Source organism: Methylobacterium sp. UNC378MF (assembly GCF_900103195.1).
Taxonomy (GTDB): domain Bacteria; phylum Pseudomonadota; class Alphaproteobacteria; order Rhizobiales; family Beijerinckiaceae; genus Methylobacterium.
The window spans coordinates 45,845-61,242 of sequence record NZ_FMWU01000034.1 but is presented as its reverse complement, the minus strand read 5'-3'; the positions used below and the strand labels follow the sequence as shown (position 1 = coordinate 61,242).

Annotated in this window: 16 protein-coding genes and 1 pseudogene; 5 read left to right on the top strand and 12 right to left on the bottom strand. The window is 70.1% G+C overall.

What is annotated here, in order from left to right; all coding sequences use genetic code 11:
* Both BLT59_RS26465 and pgeF read right to left on the bottom strand, forming a co-directional pair.
* Nucleotides 1-424 (bottom strand): annotated as a pseudogene (locus tag BLT59_RS26465) (porin family protein); the annotation flags it as partial.
* A 268-nt stretch (nt 425-692) separates the two neighbouring features.
* Nucleotides 693-1,463 (bottom strand): peptidoglycan editing factor PgeF, encoded by a 771-nt coding sequence (gene pgeF, locus BLT59_RS26460; protein WP_091787994.1) that lies wholly within the window; start codon nt 1,461-1,463, stop codon nt 693-695.
* 144 nt (nt 1,464-1,607) lie between these two features.
* Here pgeF and BLT59_RS26455 point away from each other — a divergent pair, with 144 nt between their 5' ends.
* Nucleotides 1,608-1,799, top strand: coding sequence for a fibronectin-attachment protein (FAP) (locus BLT59_RS26455; RefSeq protein WP_091787991.1), 192 nt, complete (start codon nt 1,608-1,610; stop codon nt 1,797-1,799).
* Nucleotides 1,800-1,841: 42 nt separating this feature from the next.
* On the opposite strand, the gene BLT59_RS26450 is transcribed toward BLT59_RS26455, so the two are convergent.
* From BLT59_RS26450 to rpsF, 10 genes are all read right to left on the bottom strand, one after another.
* A complete protein-coding gene (locus BLT59_RS26450) occupies nt 1,842-2,912 on the bottom strand; it encodes a class I SAM-dependent methyltransferase (RefSeq protein WP_091787988.1) in 1,071 nt (356 codons plus the stop codon).
* Nucleotides 2,909-3,811 (bottom strand): prolipoprotein diacylglyceryl transferase, encoded by a 903-nt coding sequence (gene lgt, locus BLT59_RS26445; protein WP_091787985.1) that lies wholly within the window; start codon nt 3,809-3,811, stop codon nt 2,909-2,911. The genes BLT59_RS26450 and lgt overlap by 4 nt, the downstream gene beginning before the upstream one ends.
* Nucleotides 3,812-3,859: 48 nt before the next feature.
* The gene (locus BLT59_RS26440) at nt 3,860-4,780 is read right to left on the bottom strand and encodes a VOC family protein (RefSeq protein ID WP_244514157.1); all 921 of its coding nucleotides are present in this window, start codon (nt 4,778-4,780) and stop codon (nt 3,860-3,862) included.
* Nucleotides 4,781-4,785: 5 nt separating this feature from the next.
* Entirely contained in the window at nt 4,786-5,688 is a 903-nt protein-coding gene (locus tag BLT59_RS26435) for an SMP-30/gluconolactonase/LRE family protein (RefSeq protein WP_091787979.1), read from the bottom strand.
* Nucleotides 5,689-5,698: 10 nt separating this feature from the next.
* Nucleotides 5,699-6,148: a cupin domain-containing protein gene (locus tag BLT59_RS26430; RefSeq protein WP_091787976.1), complete on the bottom strand. Its 450-nt coding sequence runs from the start codon at nt 6,146-6,148 to the stop codon at nt 5,699-5,701.
* 133 nt (nt 6,149-6,281) lie between these two features.
* A complete protein-coding gene (locus BLT59_RS26425) occupies nt 6,282-7,769 on the bottom strand; it encodes a replicative DNA helicase (RefSeq protein ID WP_091787973.1) in 1,488 nt (495 codons plus the stop codon).
* A 411-nt stretch (nt 7,770-8,180) separates the two neighbouring features.
* Complete coding sequence (gene rplI / locus BLT59_RS26420; RefSeq protein WP_091787970.1) at nt 8,181-8,753, bottom strand: 50S ribosomal protein L9; 573 nt, start codon at nt 8,751-8,753, stop codon at nt 8,181-8,183.
* 42 nt (nt 8,754-8,795) lie between these two features.
* Nucleotides 8,796-9,821 (bottom strand): DUF2232 domain-containing protein, encoded by a 1,026-nt coding sequence (locus BLT59_RS26415; RefSeq protein ID WP_091787967.1) that lies wholly within the window; start codon nt 9,819-9,821, stop codon nt 8,796-8,798.
* A 128-nt stretch (nt 9,822-9,949) separates the two neighbouring features.
* Complete coding sequence (gene rpsR, locus BLT59_RS26410) at nt 9,950-10,201, bottom strand: 30S ribosomal protein S18 (RefSeq protein ID WP_007561044.1); 252 nt, start codon at nt 10,199-10,201, stop codon at nt 9,950-9,952.
* A 3-nt stretch (nt 10,202-10,204) separates the two neighbouring features.
* On the bottom strand, nt 10,205-10,666 hold the full coding sequence (rpsF, locus tag BLT59_RS26405) for a 30S ribosomal protein S6 (protein ID WP_020090632.1): 462 nt from the start codon (nt 10,664-10,666) through the stop codon (nt 10,205-10,207).
* A 642-nt stretch (nt 10,667-11,308) separates the two neighbouring features.
* Between rpsF and hpnA the strand changes: the two genes are divergently transcribed.
* The 4 genes from hpnA to hpnE are packed head-to-tail and all read left to right on the top strand — an operon-like array spanning nt 11,309 to nt 15,379.
* The gene (gene hpnA / locus BLT59_RS26400) at nt 11,309-12,337 is read left to right on the top strand and encodes a hopanoid-associated sugar epimerase (protein WP_091787964.1); all 1,029 of its coding nucleotides are present in this window, start codon (nt 11,309-11,311) and stop codon (nt 12,335-12,337) included.
* Nucleotides 12,334-13,230 (top strand): squalene synthase HpnC, encoded by an 897-nt coding sequence (gene hpnC / locus BLT59_RS26395; RefSeq protein ID WP_091787961.1) that lies wholly within the window; start codon nt 12,334-12,336, stop codon nt 13,228-13,230. The genes hpnA and hpnC overlap by 4 nt, the downstream gene beginning before the upstream one ends.
* A complete protein-coding gene (gene hpnD / locus BLT59_RS26390; protein WP_091787959.1) occupies nt 13,227-14,078 on the top strand; it encodes a presqualene diphosphate synthase HpnD in 852 nt (283 codons plus the stop codon). The genes hpnC and hpnD overlap by 4 nt, the downstream gene beginning before the upstream one ends.
* Nucleotides 14,078-15,379, top strand: coding sequence for a hydroxysqualene dehydroxylase HpnE (gene hpnE / locus BLT59_RS26385; RefSeq protein ID WP_091787957.1), 1,302 nt, complete (start codon nt 14,078-14,080; stop codon nt 15,377-15,379). The genes hpnD and hpnE overlap by 1 nt, the downstream gene beginning before the upstream one ends.
* Nucleotides 15,380-15,398 lie beyond the last annotated feature (19 nt).

Sequence of the window (15,398 nt, the reverse complement as noted above, 5' to 3'; positions counted from 1 at the left end):
CGGTGAGGTAGTAGCCGGGGGCGACGGCGCCGGAGACGAAGGCGTTGTTCCGGTTGCGGCCGAAGTCGAGGTACTGGGCGTCGGCCTCGAAGCCGATCACGACACCCGAGCCCGGGGTGAACTGGTAGTTGTAGCCGATCTGGCCACCGCCGGAGAAGCCGTCCTGGCTGCGGTTGCGGAAGGAGGCGACGGTGCCGGGGGCGCCGTAGGGGCCGGGCACCGCGAAGGTGTTGCCGGTGTTGCGGTCGCTGGCGTCGAAGGCGTAGCCGGCGTTGATACCGAAATAGGCGCCGGTCCAGGTGAAGACCGGGACGGGGGTGAAGACCGGCGGCGGAGCGGCGCGGCGCGGAAGGTCGGCGGCGAAGGCAGAGCCGGCGAAGGCGACGCCCGCGAGGGCGGTGGTGACGCGGAGCAGGGATTTCATGATCTGGTCCTCACTGGTGGTCCGCGCCGCCCGTGGGCCGGACAGCGGCGTAACCGGATCTGGTTGTGTTCCAGCGGTTCCAGGGCTGCTTTTCGCTCCGCGGTGTCGCCGACCGCTCACGCGGCCCCTTATGGCAACCCGCCGTTTTTCCCCGGCACCTTGACCCCCCAACGCGGTCGAATGGCCAAGGTTCATTTACGGCTACGCTTTTTTCCGGGTCCCGCCTCGACAAAGTGTCGCACCCCCTGTCCCGACGGGAACCGCGGCGTCAGGGCACGAGCGTCACGGCGGAGATGAGACGGCCGTAATCGCTCTCGCCGCGATGCGTGGTCCGCCGATAGCTGTAGAATCGTTCGGGATCCGCGTAGGTGCAGAGGTTGAGCGCTTTGGCTTCGCCCACCTCGGCTTCGACGAGCCGGGCCAGGATGAAACCCGGCAGGTCGAACTGCGCGTGTCCCGGCCGCGTGCCGGGTCCGAGGAAGCGCTCCAGGCCGGGGGCCTCGCTCCGGAACCGCGCGATGAAATCCGGGCCGACCTCGTAGGAAGCCTGCCCGATCGTCGGGCCGAGCACGGCGACGATCCGGCTCCGTCGCGCGCCGAGCGCCTCCATGGCCGTCACCGTTGCGCCGATCACGCCTGTGAGGGCGCCCTTCCAACCGGCATGGGCGGCGCCGACCACCCCGTTCTCGGGATCCGCGAAGAGGATCGGTCCGCAATCCGCCGTGGCGATGCCGAGCGCGAGGCCTGGCACCCGCGTGACCATGGCGTCGGCCTTCGGTCGCTCGGGACCGGCAAAGGGCACCTCGACGGTGACCACGTCGGCCGAGTGGACCTGATACAGGCTCACGAGCCGATCCGGCATCAGGCCGAGCTGGGCGCACATCCGCGCCCGGTTCTCGGCGACCCGCTCCGGCGCATCCTGGGAACCGAGACCGCCGTTGAGAGTCGCGTAGAGGCCCTCCGAAACCCCGCCGACGCGGGTGAAGAAGGCGTGGCGCACGCCCGCATGCGCCGAGAGTTCCGGCGCCTCGATGAACATCCCTGCGGTCACGGTCGGCCTCTCGCTTGCCCCTGGGGCGCCCCGATACCGCAAGGGCCGTCCCTTGACGATGTCGTTCAAGCGTCAGATTCTTGCTGCATTGCAGTATGGAGCCGATCCGGCTCCGCCTTGAGAAGGATCGCAATGTCACGAGGGATCGAAACCGACGCCCTGCCTGAGACGCCCGAGGCCGAAGAGCCCCGGATCCCGACTGCGGCCGCCCATCCCGTCACGGGCGAGCCCGCTGCCTTCGACCCGAACGACCCCAACCCGCCGGCGCCGCCGACACCGCGGCCGTCCAGCCAGACCGATTCCGGCTTCGGTTCCTTCGGCTGACCGATTCCCGCCCCGCGCGGGGCCGAGAGCCGGCCCGGCGACTCAGGGCGCCGCAAATCCCGGGAGCGGCCCTAGCGACGGGCCGCTCACCGCCAGCACCTTGAACAGACTGCCCATGCCGCTCCGGCCCGGATCCGTGAGGCGGCTGACGGCCGCGTCGATCGCGGCGGATTGCGCCGGATCGGCCCGGGCCTTCAGACGTCCGGCACGGGTGAAGAGGCCGATTGCGGCCAGGAAATCGCCCTGGTCGACCGGCCCGTGGCGCGCGGCGCCCTCGGCCTCCGCGGCCTTGGCGAGGGCGGCGAAATCGACATGATGCGTCAGATCCGCCTCGCCGGGCGCGGCCAGCGGATCGGTGAAGCGGTGCCCCGACAGCGCCTGGAGCGTATCGCCGAAGCCGGGGCGAACATGGCCGTAATCGATGGCCAGAAGGGCACCTCCTTCGGCGCACAGCCGCCGGGCCAAGCTGCGCATCAGCGCGAGCCCGGCCGTCGGCACGCTCATCAGCGCGCCATCCGGGCCATCCGCCTCGAGGCCGGGGATCGGCTCCGGCGACAGGCCGAAGGCGAGAGCGCCGTCCCGAGCGAGGCCGACCTGCCGCTCGTGCCAGCCGGTCGGACGGCGCTCGAACTGGCGCACCGGCAGGCAATCGAAGAATTCGTTGGCCAGGATGAGCGCCGGACCCGGAGGCAGCGATTCGATGCCCGCGTGCCACACCGCACCGGTCCCGGCGAGGGTGCGTTCCTGCGCTTCCCGCAGCACCGGGCTGGTCTCGACCAGATGCGGCGCCACGCGTACCTCCGGGAGCGCCGCCCGCAATGCCCGCAGCGCGTCCGCCATCAGCGTGCCGCGGCCGGGTCCCAGCTCCACCAGGACGAGCGGATCCGGTCCTCCCATCAGCCCGTGGACGTAGGCGCTCCAGGCGCCGATCAGCTCCCCGAACATCTGGCTGATCTCGGGCGCGGTGGTGAAGTCACCCTGGGCGCCCAGAGGATCGCGGGTGCGGTAGTAGCCGTGGATCGGATGGCCAAGGCAGAGGGCCATGTAGCGGTCGACGCCGATCGGCCCGTTCTGGCGGATCAGCGCCGCGATCTCGGCTCCCAGCGGCGTCACGCCTCGACGGCCGCCTTGCCGTCCGCCGCGGCGGCCGGCGACTCGACCGGGTGGCGGGGCCGTGTCCGGCCGCTTCCGGCCAGCACGATGTAGGTGAGGCCGACGATCATCATGGGCACGCAGAGCAGCATGCCCATGGTGACGCCGCCGCCCATCGGACCGAGATGGTCACCGAACAGGAAGCCGAGCTGGCGATCCGGCTCGCGGAAGAACTCGCAGAAGGTCCGGGCGAGGGCGTAGCCGAGGACGAAGATACCGCCGAGGAGCCCGGGCTTGCGGAAGCCGAACCGGCGGACGCTCACGGCCATCACGATGAACAGCAGCAGGCCTTCGGTCGCCGCCTCGTAGAGCTGGCTCGGGTGGCGCGGCAAGGGGCCGCCGCTCGGAAACACGATGGCGTAGGGGAAGTCGGGCGCCACGCGGCCCCAGAGCTCGCCGTTCACGAAATTGGCGATCCGCCCGAAGAACAGGCCGATCGGCACGACCACGGCGCCGATATCGAGGAGCGTGTAGCCGTTGAGGCTCTTGCCGCGGGCGAACAGCAGGAAGGCCAGGATCGCCCCGATGAAGCCGCCATGGAACGACATGCCGCCGTTGCGGATCGCCAGGATCTCCATCGGATCGGAGATGTACATGGGGAGATTGTAGAACAGCACGTAGCCGATCCGGCCGCCGAGCACGACGCCGAGTGCCACCCAGACGACGAGATCGTCGATATCCGCGACCTGCGGGCGTTTCACCACACCCCAGAGGCTGTCGGCCATGACGAGGCGGCGCGCATAGTACCAGCCGCCGATCAGGCCGGCGATATAGGCGAGCGCGTACCATTTGATCGTGATCGGACCGATCGCGAGCGCCACCGGATCGATGGCCGGAAAGGGCAGGGCGAGGAACGGCATCTATCTCACCTCCGGGGCGGCCGGATTGGACACCGGAGGGGCGACGCGTCAAGCCCGGGGCAGCCCGTCGGAACGGAGGCCCTGGTCCCGCACGAACAGGAAGCCGTGTCCGTCCGGCCCGGCGCAATAGATCACCGTGCCATCGGCCGAGGCCTGCGGAGCCAGTCCGGTCTCGCGGATGCGTCGCGACAAGCCCTGCATATCGGCCGCGGAGAAGACGTAGCGGGTCGCGGACCGGTCACCCGGGCCGACTGAAAGCCGGCGCTTTGTGGCAGGCACGCGGTAATGCAGCAGTTCCACGTGAGGCGCGGGCTCTGGAGGCTCCAGGGCGATCACATCGACCTGCGGATCGTCGACACCGTCGAGGCGCGCCTGCTCCGGACCCTGATTCAGGCCGCGCGCCGCCAGCGTCAGTCCGAGAGGGCCGATCAGGAAGGCAAGGGCGGCGTCAAGATCGGCGACGGTGATCGCCGAGTGATCGATACCCAGAAACAGGCCCGGTGCATCGCGCCAACGGGCAGCCGGCACACCGTCCGGAAAGAAGATCAGCTCCAGCGGATGACCGTCGGGGTCGCGGAACTTGAAGGCGGTCACACCGCCCGTGGAGGCGGGCAGGCGCTGGGCACCGCCGCGACTGATGGGGGACGGGGCAAGCCGCGACAGCTGTGCCATCGCGGCCTCCATGTCGCGGACCGGGATCGCGAGATGCTGGAAGAACGGGTCCGTCGCCGCGGGATCGCCCGGGTAGGGTGCGCCGGGCGGATCCACCGCCAGGAAGGTCACGGTCTGCCCGCCGAGGCGCATGCGCAGCTGCGTGGCGCGCCGGTCCGCCAGCCCCATCGCGTCCGCCTGCCAGGCGGGCACGGGTTCAGGCGGGGCGACCCGCGCGAAGCCCAGTCCTTCCCGGTAGAAGGCCTCGGTGACGGCGAGGTCCGCGACGGTGCGGCCGAACCCGACGAGGGCCTGCACGCCGCTCACAGGAGCGGTGCCCCCCGCACGTTCACGTAGATCGCGTAGAGCGCCTGCGAGGCGCACAGGAACAGGCGGCTGTTGTTGCGGCCGCCGAAGGTGAGGTTGGCGACCGTCGCGGGCACGAGGATCTTGCCGACCAGCTCGCCGCCTGGGTCGATGCAGTGGACGCCGTCCCCGGCGCTCGACCAGACATTGCCGTGCTCGTCGCACCGGATGCCGTCGGCGTTGCCCGGCGCGATCGTGCAGAACACCGCGCCGCCGGACAGGCTGCCGTCGTCGGCCACGTCGAACACGCGCACGTGCTGGAGGGGGTCGGTGTCGAATTGCAGCCCGGTCTCGACGATGTAGAGCCTGCGCTCGTCGGGCGAGAAGCAGAGCCCGTTCGGTCCCTGGAAATCGTCGGCCACCACCCGGAGCGAGCCGTCGCGGGGGTCGAAGCGGTAGACGGCGGCGGGCAGCTCGGATTCCTGCTTGCCGCCCTCGTAGTCGGTCTGGATTCCGTAGGGCGGATCCGAGAACCAGATCGTCCCGTCCGACTTGCAGACGATGTCGTTGGGCGAGTTCAGCCTCCGCCCCTGGTAGCGCTCGACCAGGCCGGTGATACGGCCGTCGAGTTCGGTGCGGTGGATGCGCCGGCCGCGATGCGAGCAGGACAGCATCCGTCCCTGCCGGTCGCGGGCGTGGCCGTTCTCGAAGTCGCCCGCCTCCCGGTAGACGCTGAGGCCGGCCGAGTCCGACCAGCGCATCACTCGGTTGTTGGGCAGGTCCGAGAACAGCAGCTCGTCGCGGTCGCCGAACCAGACCGGACCTTCCGTCCAGCGGAAACCCTCGGCGAGCTTCTGCAGCGGCGCGTTCGGCAGGACGTAGCCCTTGAAGCGCGGCTGCGTGAGTTCGAAACCGTCCATCGGCCGACGCCTACTTGAAGCGCCCGGGCCGGTTCACCGTCGGCTCGACCCGCAGGCCGGTCACGATCATCGTGCAGGGCTCGTCGCCGACCGTGCCGGAGAGATGGCCCTTCTTGCCGTCGCGCACCTTCGTGTTCTGGTCCTCGCCCATCATCAGCTCGCCCGGACCCATCTCGACCCGGTGGCCGTCCATGGTCTCGACGAACCAGCGGCCCGAGAGGATGGCGATCCATTGCGGCCGCGGGTTCTCGTGCCACTCGCCGACCCAGCCCACCGGCAGGACCGTGAAGGTCACGACCGAGGGCGCCGGATCCATCTTGTCGTTCCATTGGGGCGCAGTCTCAGGGTTGATCCCCTCGAACTTGAAGCGCTCGAGGTGGAACAGCGCCTGGCGGCTCACCCCCTCCGCGTCGGTGTAGACGTGCCAGTAGGGCATCTTCGGAGGGGTCGGCTCGCTCATCGTCGCTCCTGCCGCGGCGGGACACTCGTCCTCCCACAACGGCCGGGCTTGGCGATGGTTCGCACGCGGATGCTCGGCGATCAGGACGGCCGACACACTGTTCCGAGACCTGAACCGCGGGCGCCCCGCGCCGTCACATCTGCTCGGGGATCCGATCCGTCTGCGCGAGATTCGAGAACCGGGTGATGTTGGCGTCGAACTGCAGCTCCACCGTCCCGGTCGGACCGTGACGCTGCTTGCCGATGATCACCTCGGCCTTGCCGTGGACGCGCTGCATCTCGGCTTCCCAGGCGAAGAACTCCTCCGTGCCTTCGCGGGGCTTCTTGTTGCCGACGTAATATTCCTCGCGGAACACGAACATCACCACGTCGGCGTCCTGCTCGATCGAGCCCGATTCGCGCAGGTCCGAGAGCTGCGGTCGCTTGTCGTCGCGGCTCTCGACCTGACGGGAGAGCTGGGACAGGCCGATGATCGGCACAGCCAACTCCTTGGCCAAAGCCTTCATCCCGGTTGTGATCTCGGTCATCTCCTGCACGCGGTTGTCGCTGCGCTTGCCGGAGCCCGAGAGGAGCTGGAGATAGTCGACGATCAGCAGGTCGAGGCCCTTCTGCCGCTTCAGGCGTCGGGCGCGGGCGGCGAGCTGCGCGATCGAGATGCCGCCGGTCTGGTCGATGTAGAACGGGATCGTCTGCATGTCCCGGGCGGCGTCGGTGATCTTGTAGAAGTCCTCCGGGCGAATGTCGCCGCGGCGGATCTTGTAGGAGGGGACGCCCGATTGCTCGGCGATGATACGGGTCGCGAGCTGCTCGGCCGACATTTCGAGGGAGAAGAAGCCCACGATGCCGCCATTGACCGTCTTGGTGACGCCGTCGGGCTGCTTCTCGCCGCGATAGGCCTTGGCGATGTTGAAGGCGATGTTGGTCACCAGCGAGGTCTTGCCCATGGCCGGGCGCCCCGCGAGGATGATCAGATCGGAGGGCTGAAGGCCGCCCAGCTTGTTGTCGAGGTCGGACAGGCCGGTGGCGATGCCCGAGAGCTTGCCGTCGCGCTGGTAGGCCTTGGCGGCCATGTCGACCGCGGCGGTGAGCGCGTCCGAGAATTTCTGGAAGCCGCCGTCGTAGCGCCCGGCCTCGGCCAGTTCGTAGAGCCGCCGCTCGGTGTGCTCGATCTGGTCCCGGGGCGATTCCTCCACGGGTGCCTCGTAGGCGCCGTTCACCAGATCCTCGCCGATGGTGATCAGCCGGCGGCGGATGGCGAGGTCGTAGATCGTGCGGCCGTACTCGCCGGCGTTGATCACCGTGGTGGCGTCGGCGGCCAGCCGGGCGAGGTACTGCATCACCGTCTGGCCGCCGAAATCGGCGTCGCCCAGATAGGTCTTCATGGTGATGGGCGTGGCGAGCTTGCCGGCCTTGATCAGCGACGCCGCCACCGTGAAGATCTGCTGGTGGGCATCCTCCATGAAGTGCTCGGGCAGCAGGAAGTCCGACACCCGGTAATAGGCGTCGTTGTTCACCAGGATGGCGCCCAGCAGCGCCTGCTCGGCGTCGATGTTGTGCGGGGCGACGCGGTACTCGGCCTGCACGGTCTCGAGCTTGGCCGTGAGCGCATTGGGCAGGGCCATCGGCGGACGACTCCGTATCAGGCGCCGCGGCGGGCGCGCCAGGATCACACCGCACGACCTTGGCCCCGGTATGGTTACCGAAGCCTAGCCGACGGCCGGTTCTCCCGGGCCGGGGCGCGGAAAAGCGGACGCCCGCCGACTCTCGCGAGGGGCGGGCGTCCATGCTGGAACAAAACTGGAACGTGTCAAGTCTCGGGGCCGCTCGTCCCCAGTGTTCACCGGTATACAGGGTTGGGGACTGTGCCGAGCGGACTTGCGCCCCGGCGTGCCATGCGCGGGATCCCGGGTCGCGTTCCGCCGGCGCTGCGAGCCCGGACCGCGGGAGCGAAGCTGAGCCTGGTCCGGGACCTGGCCAGTTCATGGTTCGCAGGTCCGACCGGCCGCGAAGCCGGTCGGACCATCGGCGACATGTCAGCCGCGGTCGTCGGCACCCTCGCCGGCATCGGCGAGCGCCATGCCGACCTCGAGGCCGAGGTCGTCGAGGTTGAACGCCTCGCGCTCGGTGACCGACTCGCCGCGGGCCTGACGCTCGGCCTCCTCGGGGCTGCGGGCGACGTTGACGGTGATCTCGACCTCAACCTCGGGGTGCAGCACCACCGGGACCGTGTGCAGGCCCAGCGTCTTGATCGGCTGGTTCAGGGTGAACTGGCCGCGGTCGACCGTGAAGCCCTCCTTCGCGACGACCTCGGCGAGGTCGCGGGTCGAGACGGAGCCGTAGAGCACGCCGGTCTCGCCCGACTGGCGGATCAGGATGAAGCTCTGGCCGTTCAGCTTCTCGGCCACCGCCTCGGCGTCCTTCTTGCGGTCGAGGTTGCGGGCCTCGAGCTGGGCGCGCTGGGACTCGAAATGCTTCTTGTTGGCTTCCGTCGCGCGCAGGGCCTTGCCGCGGGCGAGCAGGAAGTTGCGGGCGAAGCCCGGACGGACGTTCACGGTCTCGCCCATCTGGCCGAGCTTGGCCACGCGCTCGAGCAGGATCACTTCCATGGTCTTTCTCCTTCAGGTGGTCGGCCGTTTGAGGCCGGGGTCTCACGGCGCCGGATTGTCCTTGGGACGTCGGCGGTCGAGGGCTGTGTCGGCAAGGCCGAACAGGGTGAGGGCGACCAGGGCGATGCCCTGGGTCACGAACAGGATCAGGTACATGCCGAACAGCATCAGCCCGCGCCCCGGCCGGCCGCGCGAACGGTCGTGGAAGGCGGCGAGCCCCTGAAGCGCGAAGGCCGCACTGAACGCGCCGAGGAGCGCGACGCCGAACACGCCGACATAGCCCGGGGCGAAGCACATCGCGACGGCCGCCGCGACCGCCACGAGCGCCGTGCGCGGCATGGCGGTGGAGGGGATGTCGGGCCAGGGCCGTGGCAGGCGGCCGGAGATCTTCACGATCCGGGCGGACGCCCAGAGGTAGAAGGCCAGCAGCAGGGCGAGGCCGTTCGCCGCGAAGGCCGGGACCACCCGGGCGAGGGCATCCGCGACCTCGGCCCGCGTGACATCGGCCGGATCGGTGCCGGCCTGCGGCGCCGGATCGGGTGCGGCCGCGCCATCCTGGCCGGCATCGGCCGCCGGCGCGTCGGCCGGTCGGGCGTCGGCGGCCGGGCGGGCGGCGGGCAGTCGCGTCTGGACCAGGGTCTGGGCCAGGCCGCGCAGCTGCGCGTCGAAGGCGGCGTGGTTCGGCGAGGACAGGACCGCGATGGCGATGAAGGCGAGGGCGGCCGTGGCGGCGATCCATCCGAGCAGGCGGCCGGTCGGGTACCATTCGAGGCCGGCGGGCGTCTCGCGTCCGAGGAGCGTGAGATAGGCGAGCCACCAGGCGGGCAGCGCGATATAGGCCGCGAAGGCCAGCCCCATGAAGGGGGCGATCGCCAGCATCAGCGCGAGACTGCCGGCGGCAGCGGCCGCGAGCGCGGCCTTGTGGCTCCAGCCGAGACCGACGATCAGGATCGGCAGCGGCGCCACGAGGTAGAGCAGGATCGCCAGCGGCGTCGCCTTCAGCAGCACCCCGAACAGGAGTGCCGAGACGAGGCCCGCGCCGATACCGATGCCGATATGCTGTGCCATGAAATCCGCTGTCCCGCTGCCTCTGCGGCAGGGTTAGAGGCGACCATGCGCCCCAACGATCGGGCGGCGCGAGCCGCCCTCTGCGAGGACCGGCCCGGGCAGATGCCGGGCCGGCGGGTTTCGAGAGCCTACTTGATCACGTAGGGCAGCAGGCCGAGGAAGCGGGCGCGCTTGATCGCCTGGGCGAGCTCGCGCTGCTTCTTGGCCGAGACCGCGGTGATCCGCGACGGCACGATCTTGCCGCGCTCGGACACGTAGCGGGACAGGAGCTTGACGTCCTTGTAGTCGATCTTCGGCGCGTTGGCGCCGGAGAACGGGCAGGTCTTGCGACGACGGAAGAAGGGACGGCGTCCGCCGCCCGCACCAGCACCGAAAGCCATGGGTTAGCCCTCCCCGCCGAAGCTGCGCTCGCCGCGATCACCGCGATCGCCGCGGTCACCCCGGTCGCCGCCGAAGCCGCCACCACCGAAGCCCTCGTCATCGCGACGACGGCCGCGCTCGCGATCCTTGCGGTCGTCGCGGTCGCGCTTCTGCATCATGGCGGACGGCTCGGAATCGAGCTCCTCGACCCGGATGGTCATGAAGCGCAGCACGTCCTCGGAGATCTGCATCTGGCGCTCCATCTCGGCGATGGCGGCCGGCGGGGCGTCGATGTTGAGGAGCGCGAAATGCGCCTTGCGGTTCTTCTTGATCCGGTAGGCGAGGGACTTCACGCCCCACATCTCGATCTTCTCGAGACGGCCACCGTTCTGCTCGATCACACCCTTGTAGGTGTCGATCATCGTCTCGACCTGCTGGGACGTCACGTCCTGGCGGGCCAAGAGCACATGCTCGTAGAGAGGCATCGTCGGGCCTTTCATCGTCAAAAGGAGCCCGGCCGCCGGATGGCGGTTGATTCGGGCCGGTTCATCTCGCGATACGGTCGGCGCCAAGCCCTTCGAGCCGATTTTCAGGCCCGAGCGGTTGATCGAAGGCGGAGACACCGGACGACGGGATCTGGGAGAGCCCTGTGCCGCAAGCGGCACCGTCCGTTCAGCCCCCGGCCGGAGCGAACGCGAGGGGCGGCGCATAGTCGGTTTTTTCAGAGCTGGCAAGGTCGCCGCGCCCGTCGTCGAAGCGCGCGGCCGTCCTGTGTCGGTGTTCGATGCCCGATGACGCAGCGTCGTCCAGGGCATCGGAGGCAAGCCCGGAATCCAGAACCATTGTCGGCGCAAGATCTTGCGCGTCGGGATGTCTGGATCCCGCCGTCCACTGCGCAGCCGCAGGACGACAGAGCGGGGCGGCGGCGATGCATGCGCGGATCGGCATATCCGCCCGCTTCGGAGCCGAACCCTGGCCGATGCGGAGGCGGGCGCGCCCGGTCGCGCCGCGCCGCCGGGGGCTGTCCCGCACCGCCGAAGCTTGCCGCTCGGGCCGTTCGATGACACAAGCGCGGCGCGGCCGGGGACCCCCAGCCGCACCGGTTTTGGTAATCCTCCAGATCTGTAATGGCAGAGGCCCCAGCTTCCGGCCCGTCCGAGGTCGGTCCCGTGCTGATCACCGGCGCGAGCGGCTTCCTCGGCTCCGCCCTGGTCGACGTCTTCCGCCGGGCCGGCTTCCCGGTGCGCATCCTCGTGCGCGCGTCGAGCCCCCGCCGGAACCTGACCTGGACCGATGTCGAGATCGCCGAGGGCGACATGCGCGATCCGGCCGCCGTGGCGGCGGCCATGCGCGGGCAGCGCTACCTGATCCATGCCGCGGCCGATTACCGGCTCTGGGCACCGGACATGGAGGAGATCGTCCGCACCAACCGCGACGGCACGCGCCTCATGATGCGCGCGGCCCTGGAGGCCGGTGTCGAGCGGGTCGTCTACACGTCGAGCGTCGCGACGATCAAGCCGCCGGCCGACGGCGTGACGCCCTCCGACGAGACCATGCCGCTGACGCCCGAGACCGCGATCGGTGCCTACAAGCGCAGCAAGGTCGTGGCCGAGCGGGTGGTCGAGGAGATGGTCGCCCGCGACGGGCTGCAGGCGGTGATCGTCAACCCGTCGACGCCGATCGGCCCGCGCGACGTCAAGCCGACGCCCACCGGGCGGATCATCCAAGAGGCCGCGCTCGGCAAGATGCCGGCCTTCGTCGATACCGGCCTCAACCTCGCCCACGTGGATGACGTGGCTTACGGTCACCTCCTGGCGCTCCGCAAGGGGCGGATCGGCGAGCGCTACATCCTCGGCGGCGAGGACGTGTTCCTGTCGCAGATGCTCGCCGACATCGCCGGCATGGTCGGGCGCAAGCCACCGACCGTGAGCCTGCCGCGGGCCGCCGTCTACCCGGTGGCGTTCTTCGCGCAGCTCGCCGCGCGGGTCACCGGCAAGCAGCCCTTCGCGACGATCGACGGCATCCGCATGTCGCGCTACCGGATGTTCTTCTCGGACCGGAAGGCGCGCGCCGAGCTCGGCTACACGGCGCGGCCCTATCGCGAGGGGCTGTCCGACGCGATCACGTGGTTCCGAGAAGCGGGCTACCTCGCATGAGCACCCCCGAATCCGCCACCGCGACGCGCTCCGGCAAGGGGCATCAGGACGAGAACTTCCCCGTCGCCTCGCACCTGATCCACCGGCGCCATCGGGGTGCGATCCTGGCATTCTACAACTTCGTCCGCGCCGGCGACGACGTGGCCGACCATGCCGCGCTGTCGCCCGAGCGCAAGATCGCGCTCCTCGATCAGCTGGCGGATGCGCTCACCGGCGCCGGCCCGTCCGATCCCGAGGCGGAGCCGCTGAAGCGCGAGCTCGCCGGCCGGGGCCTGCCGCCGCGGCACGCCCTGGAACTCCTCGACGCGTTCCGCATGGACGCGCACAAGAGCCGCTACGCGGATTGGGACGAGCTGATCCATTACTGCCGCTACTCGGCCATGCCGGTGGGGCGCTTCGTTCTCGACGTGCACGGCGAGGATCCGGCGCGGGTTTACAGGGCCTCCGACGCGATCTGTGCGGCGCTCCAGGTGATCAATCACCTTCAGGATTGCGGCAAGGATTACGCCGCCCTCGACCGGGTCTACCTCCCGCAGGATTGCCTCGACCGCCACGGCGCCACCGTGGCGATGCTGGGTGAGGCCAAGGCGCCGCCCCAGCTCCGGGCCGTCATCCGTGAGCTGGCGCAGAGATGCCTGGACCTGCTCGACGAGGGCGCGGTCCTGCCGGACCTGATCGACGACCTGCGCCTGTCGCTGGAGATCGCCGCGATCCACCGGCTCGCCGTGGTGCTGAGCCGTGGCCTGCTGGAGCGCGACCCGCTCTCGGAGAAGGTCCACCACGGCAAGGCCGCCTTCGCCCTGACGGCGCTGGGCGGCGTCGCCGCCACCCTGGCGCGTCGGCCCTTCCGCGGGCGGACCGTCCGGGCCGCGGCTCAAGGAATCCGCTCGTGACTGCCACCGCCTCGCCCGCCCAGGACCAAGAGAGCGCCGCTCCGGCCCTGCCCGCCGCCGGCTCTTCCTTCTACACGGCGATGCGCCTGCTGCCGAAGGAGCGTCGGGAGGCGATGTACGCCGTCTACGCCTTCTGCCGCGCCGTCGACGACGTCGCCGACGACGGCGGGACCCGGGCCGTCCGGCAGGTCGAGCTCGACCGCTGGCGGGCCGATATCGATGCGCTCTATGCCGGCCGCCCGGCCCCGCGCGTGCGCGACCTCGTGGAGCCCGTGCGCCGCTTCGGCCTGAAGCGCGAGGATTTCCAGGCGGTCATCGACGGCATGGCCATGGACGCCGTCGCGGACATCGTCGCGCCCGACGCCGAGACCCTCGACCTCTATTGCGACCGGGTCGCGAGCGCGGTCGGCCGGCTGTCGGTGCGGATCTTCGGCATGCCGGAGGCGGACGGCATCCGGCTGGCGTGGCACCAGGGCCGCGCACTCCAACTCACCAACATCCTGCGCGACATCGACGAGGATGCCGAGCGCGGCCGCCTCTACCTGCCGCGCGAGAAGCTCCAGGCGATCGGCCTCACCGACCCGACGCCGGTCCAGGCGATCAGCCACCCGCGCATCGGCGAGGTCTGCATCTCCCTCGCCCGCGAGGCTGAGGACCATTATCAGGCGACCTGGGAGATCATCCGGCGCAGCCCCCGCAAGGCGACCAAGGCCGCCCGGCTGATGGCGGCGGCCTATCACCTCTACCTGAAGGCGGTTCTCGAACGCGGCTGGGCAATGCCCCGCGCCCGGGTGAAGCCCGGCAAACTCGCGCTGCTGGGCGTCGTCCTCCGGCACGGCCTGATCTGATGGGCACCGTTCACGTCGTCGGCGCCGGCCTGGCCGGCCTCTCCGCGGCCGTCGCTCTCGCGGAATCCGGGGCCCGGGTTGTTCTGCACGAGGCCGCCAAGCAGGCCGGCGGCCGCTGCCGCTCGTATTACGATCCGGCCCTCGGCCTGACGATCGACAACGGCAACCACCTGCTGCTGTCCGGCAATGCCGATTCCCTGAGCTTCCTCAGGACCATCGGCGCGCCGGCCGACGCCCTGGTCGGTCCGGACGTGGCGGAGTTCGATTTCGCCGACCTGAAGACCGGCGAGCGCTGGCGGCTGCGCCCCAATGCCGGGCGGCTGCCCTGGTGGGTGATGAGCCCGGCGCGCCGCGTCCCCGGGACCCGGGCGCGGGACTACCTGGCGCCCCTCGGCATCCTGCGCGCGGCTTCCGGCAAGGCCGAAGGTGCGGGCGGGACCATCGGCGCCCACATGGCCTGCGAAGGCACGCTCTACCGGCGCCTCTGGCATCCGGTTCTGCTGGCCGCCCTCAACACCGAGCCCCGCGACAGCGATGTCGGGCTGGCGGCGCGGATCCTGCGCGAGACCCTGGGCGCCGGCGGGAAGGCCTGCCGGCCGCTCGTCGCCGTCGAAGGCCTGTCCTACGCCTTCGTCGACCCGGCGATTCGCTATCTCACGGCCCGCGGCTGCGAAATCCGCCTCGGCCGTCGCCTGCGCGCGCTCGAGTTCGCCGACGGCCGGGTCGGGCAGCTCGTCTTCTCCGACGGCGCCGAGAGCCTCGGCCCGGAGGACGGCGTCGTGCTGGCGCTGCCGCCCTGGGTAGCCCGGGAAGTGTTGCCCGGTCTCCTCGCCCCGACGGAATTCCGCTCCATCGTGAACGCGCATTTCGCGATGGTGCCGAAGCCCGGAAGCCCCCTCGTCCTCGGCGTGGTCAACAGCCTGACAGAGTGGCTTTTCGCCTATCCGGACCGGTATTCGGTGACGATCAGCGGCGCCGATCGGCTTCTCGACGTACCTCGCGAAGACCTCGCCCGGCAGATCTGGGCCGAGATCACACAGTTGTGCAACCTTGCACCGGACCTGCCCAGCTGGCAGATCGTAAAGGAGAAGCGTGCAACCTTTGCGGCGACCCCGGCGGAAGCCGCGCGGCGCGCGAAGGCTGAAACCGCCTACGAAAATCTCGTCCTGGCAGGCGACTGGACCGCGACCGGCCTGCCGTCGACGATCGAGGGAGCGATCCGCTCGGGTCAGACGGCCGCACGTTCCTTGCGTGCGGGATCTGCCGTGCGTGCCGGAACCTGGGCGCGCGGCGCAGCTTGAGGCATGGCGTCCGCCGCGA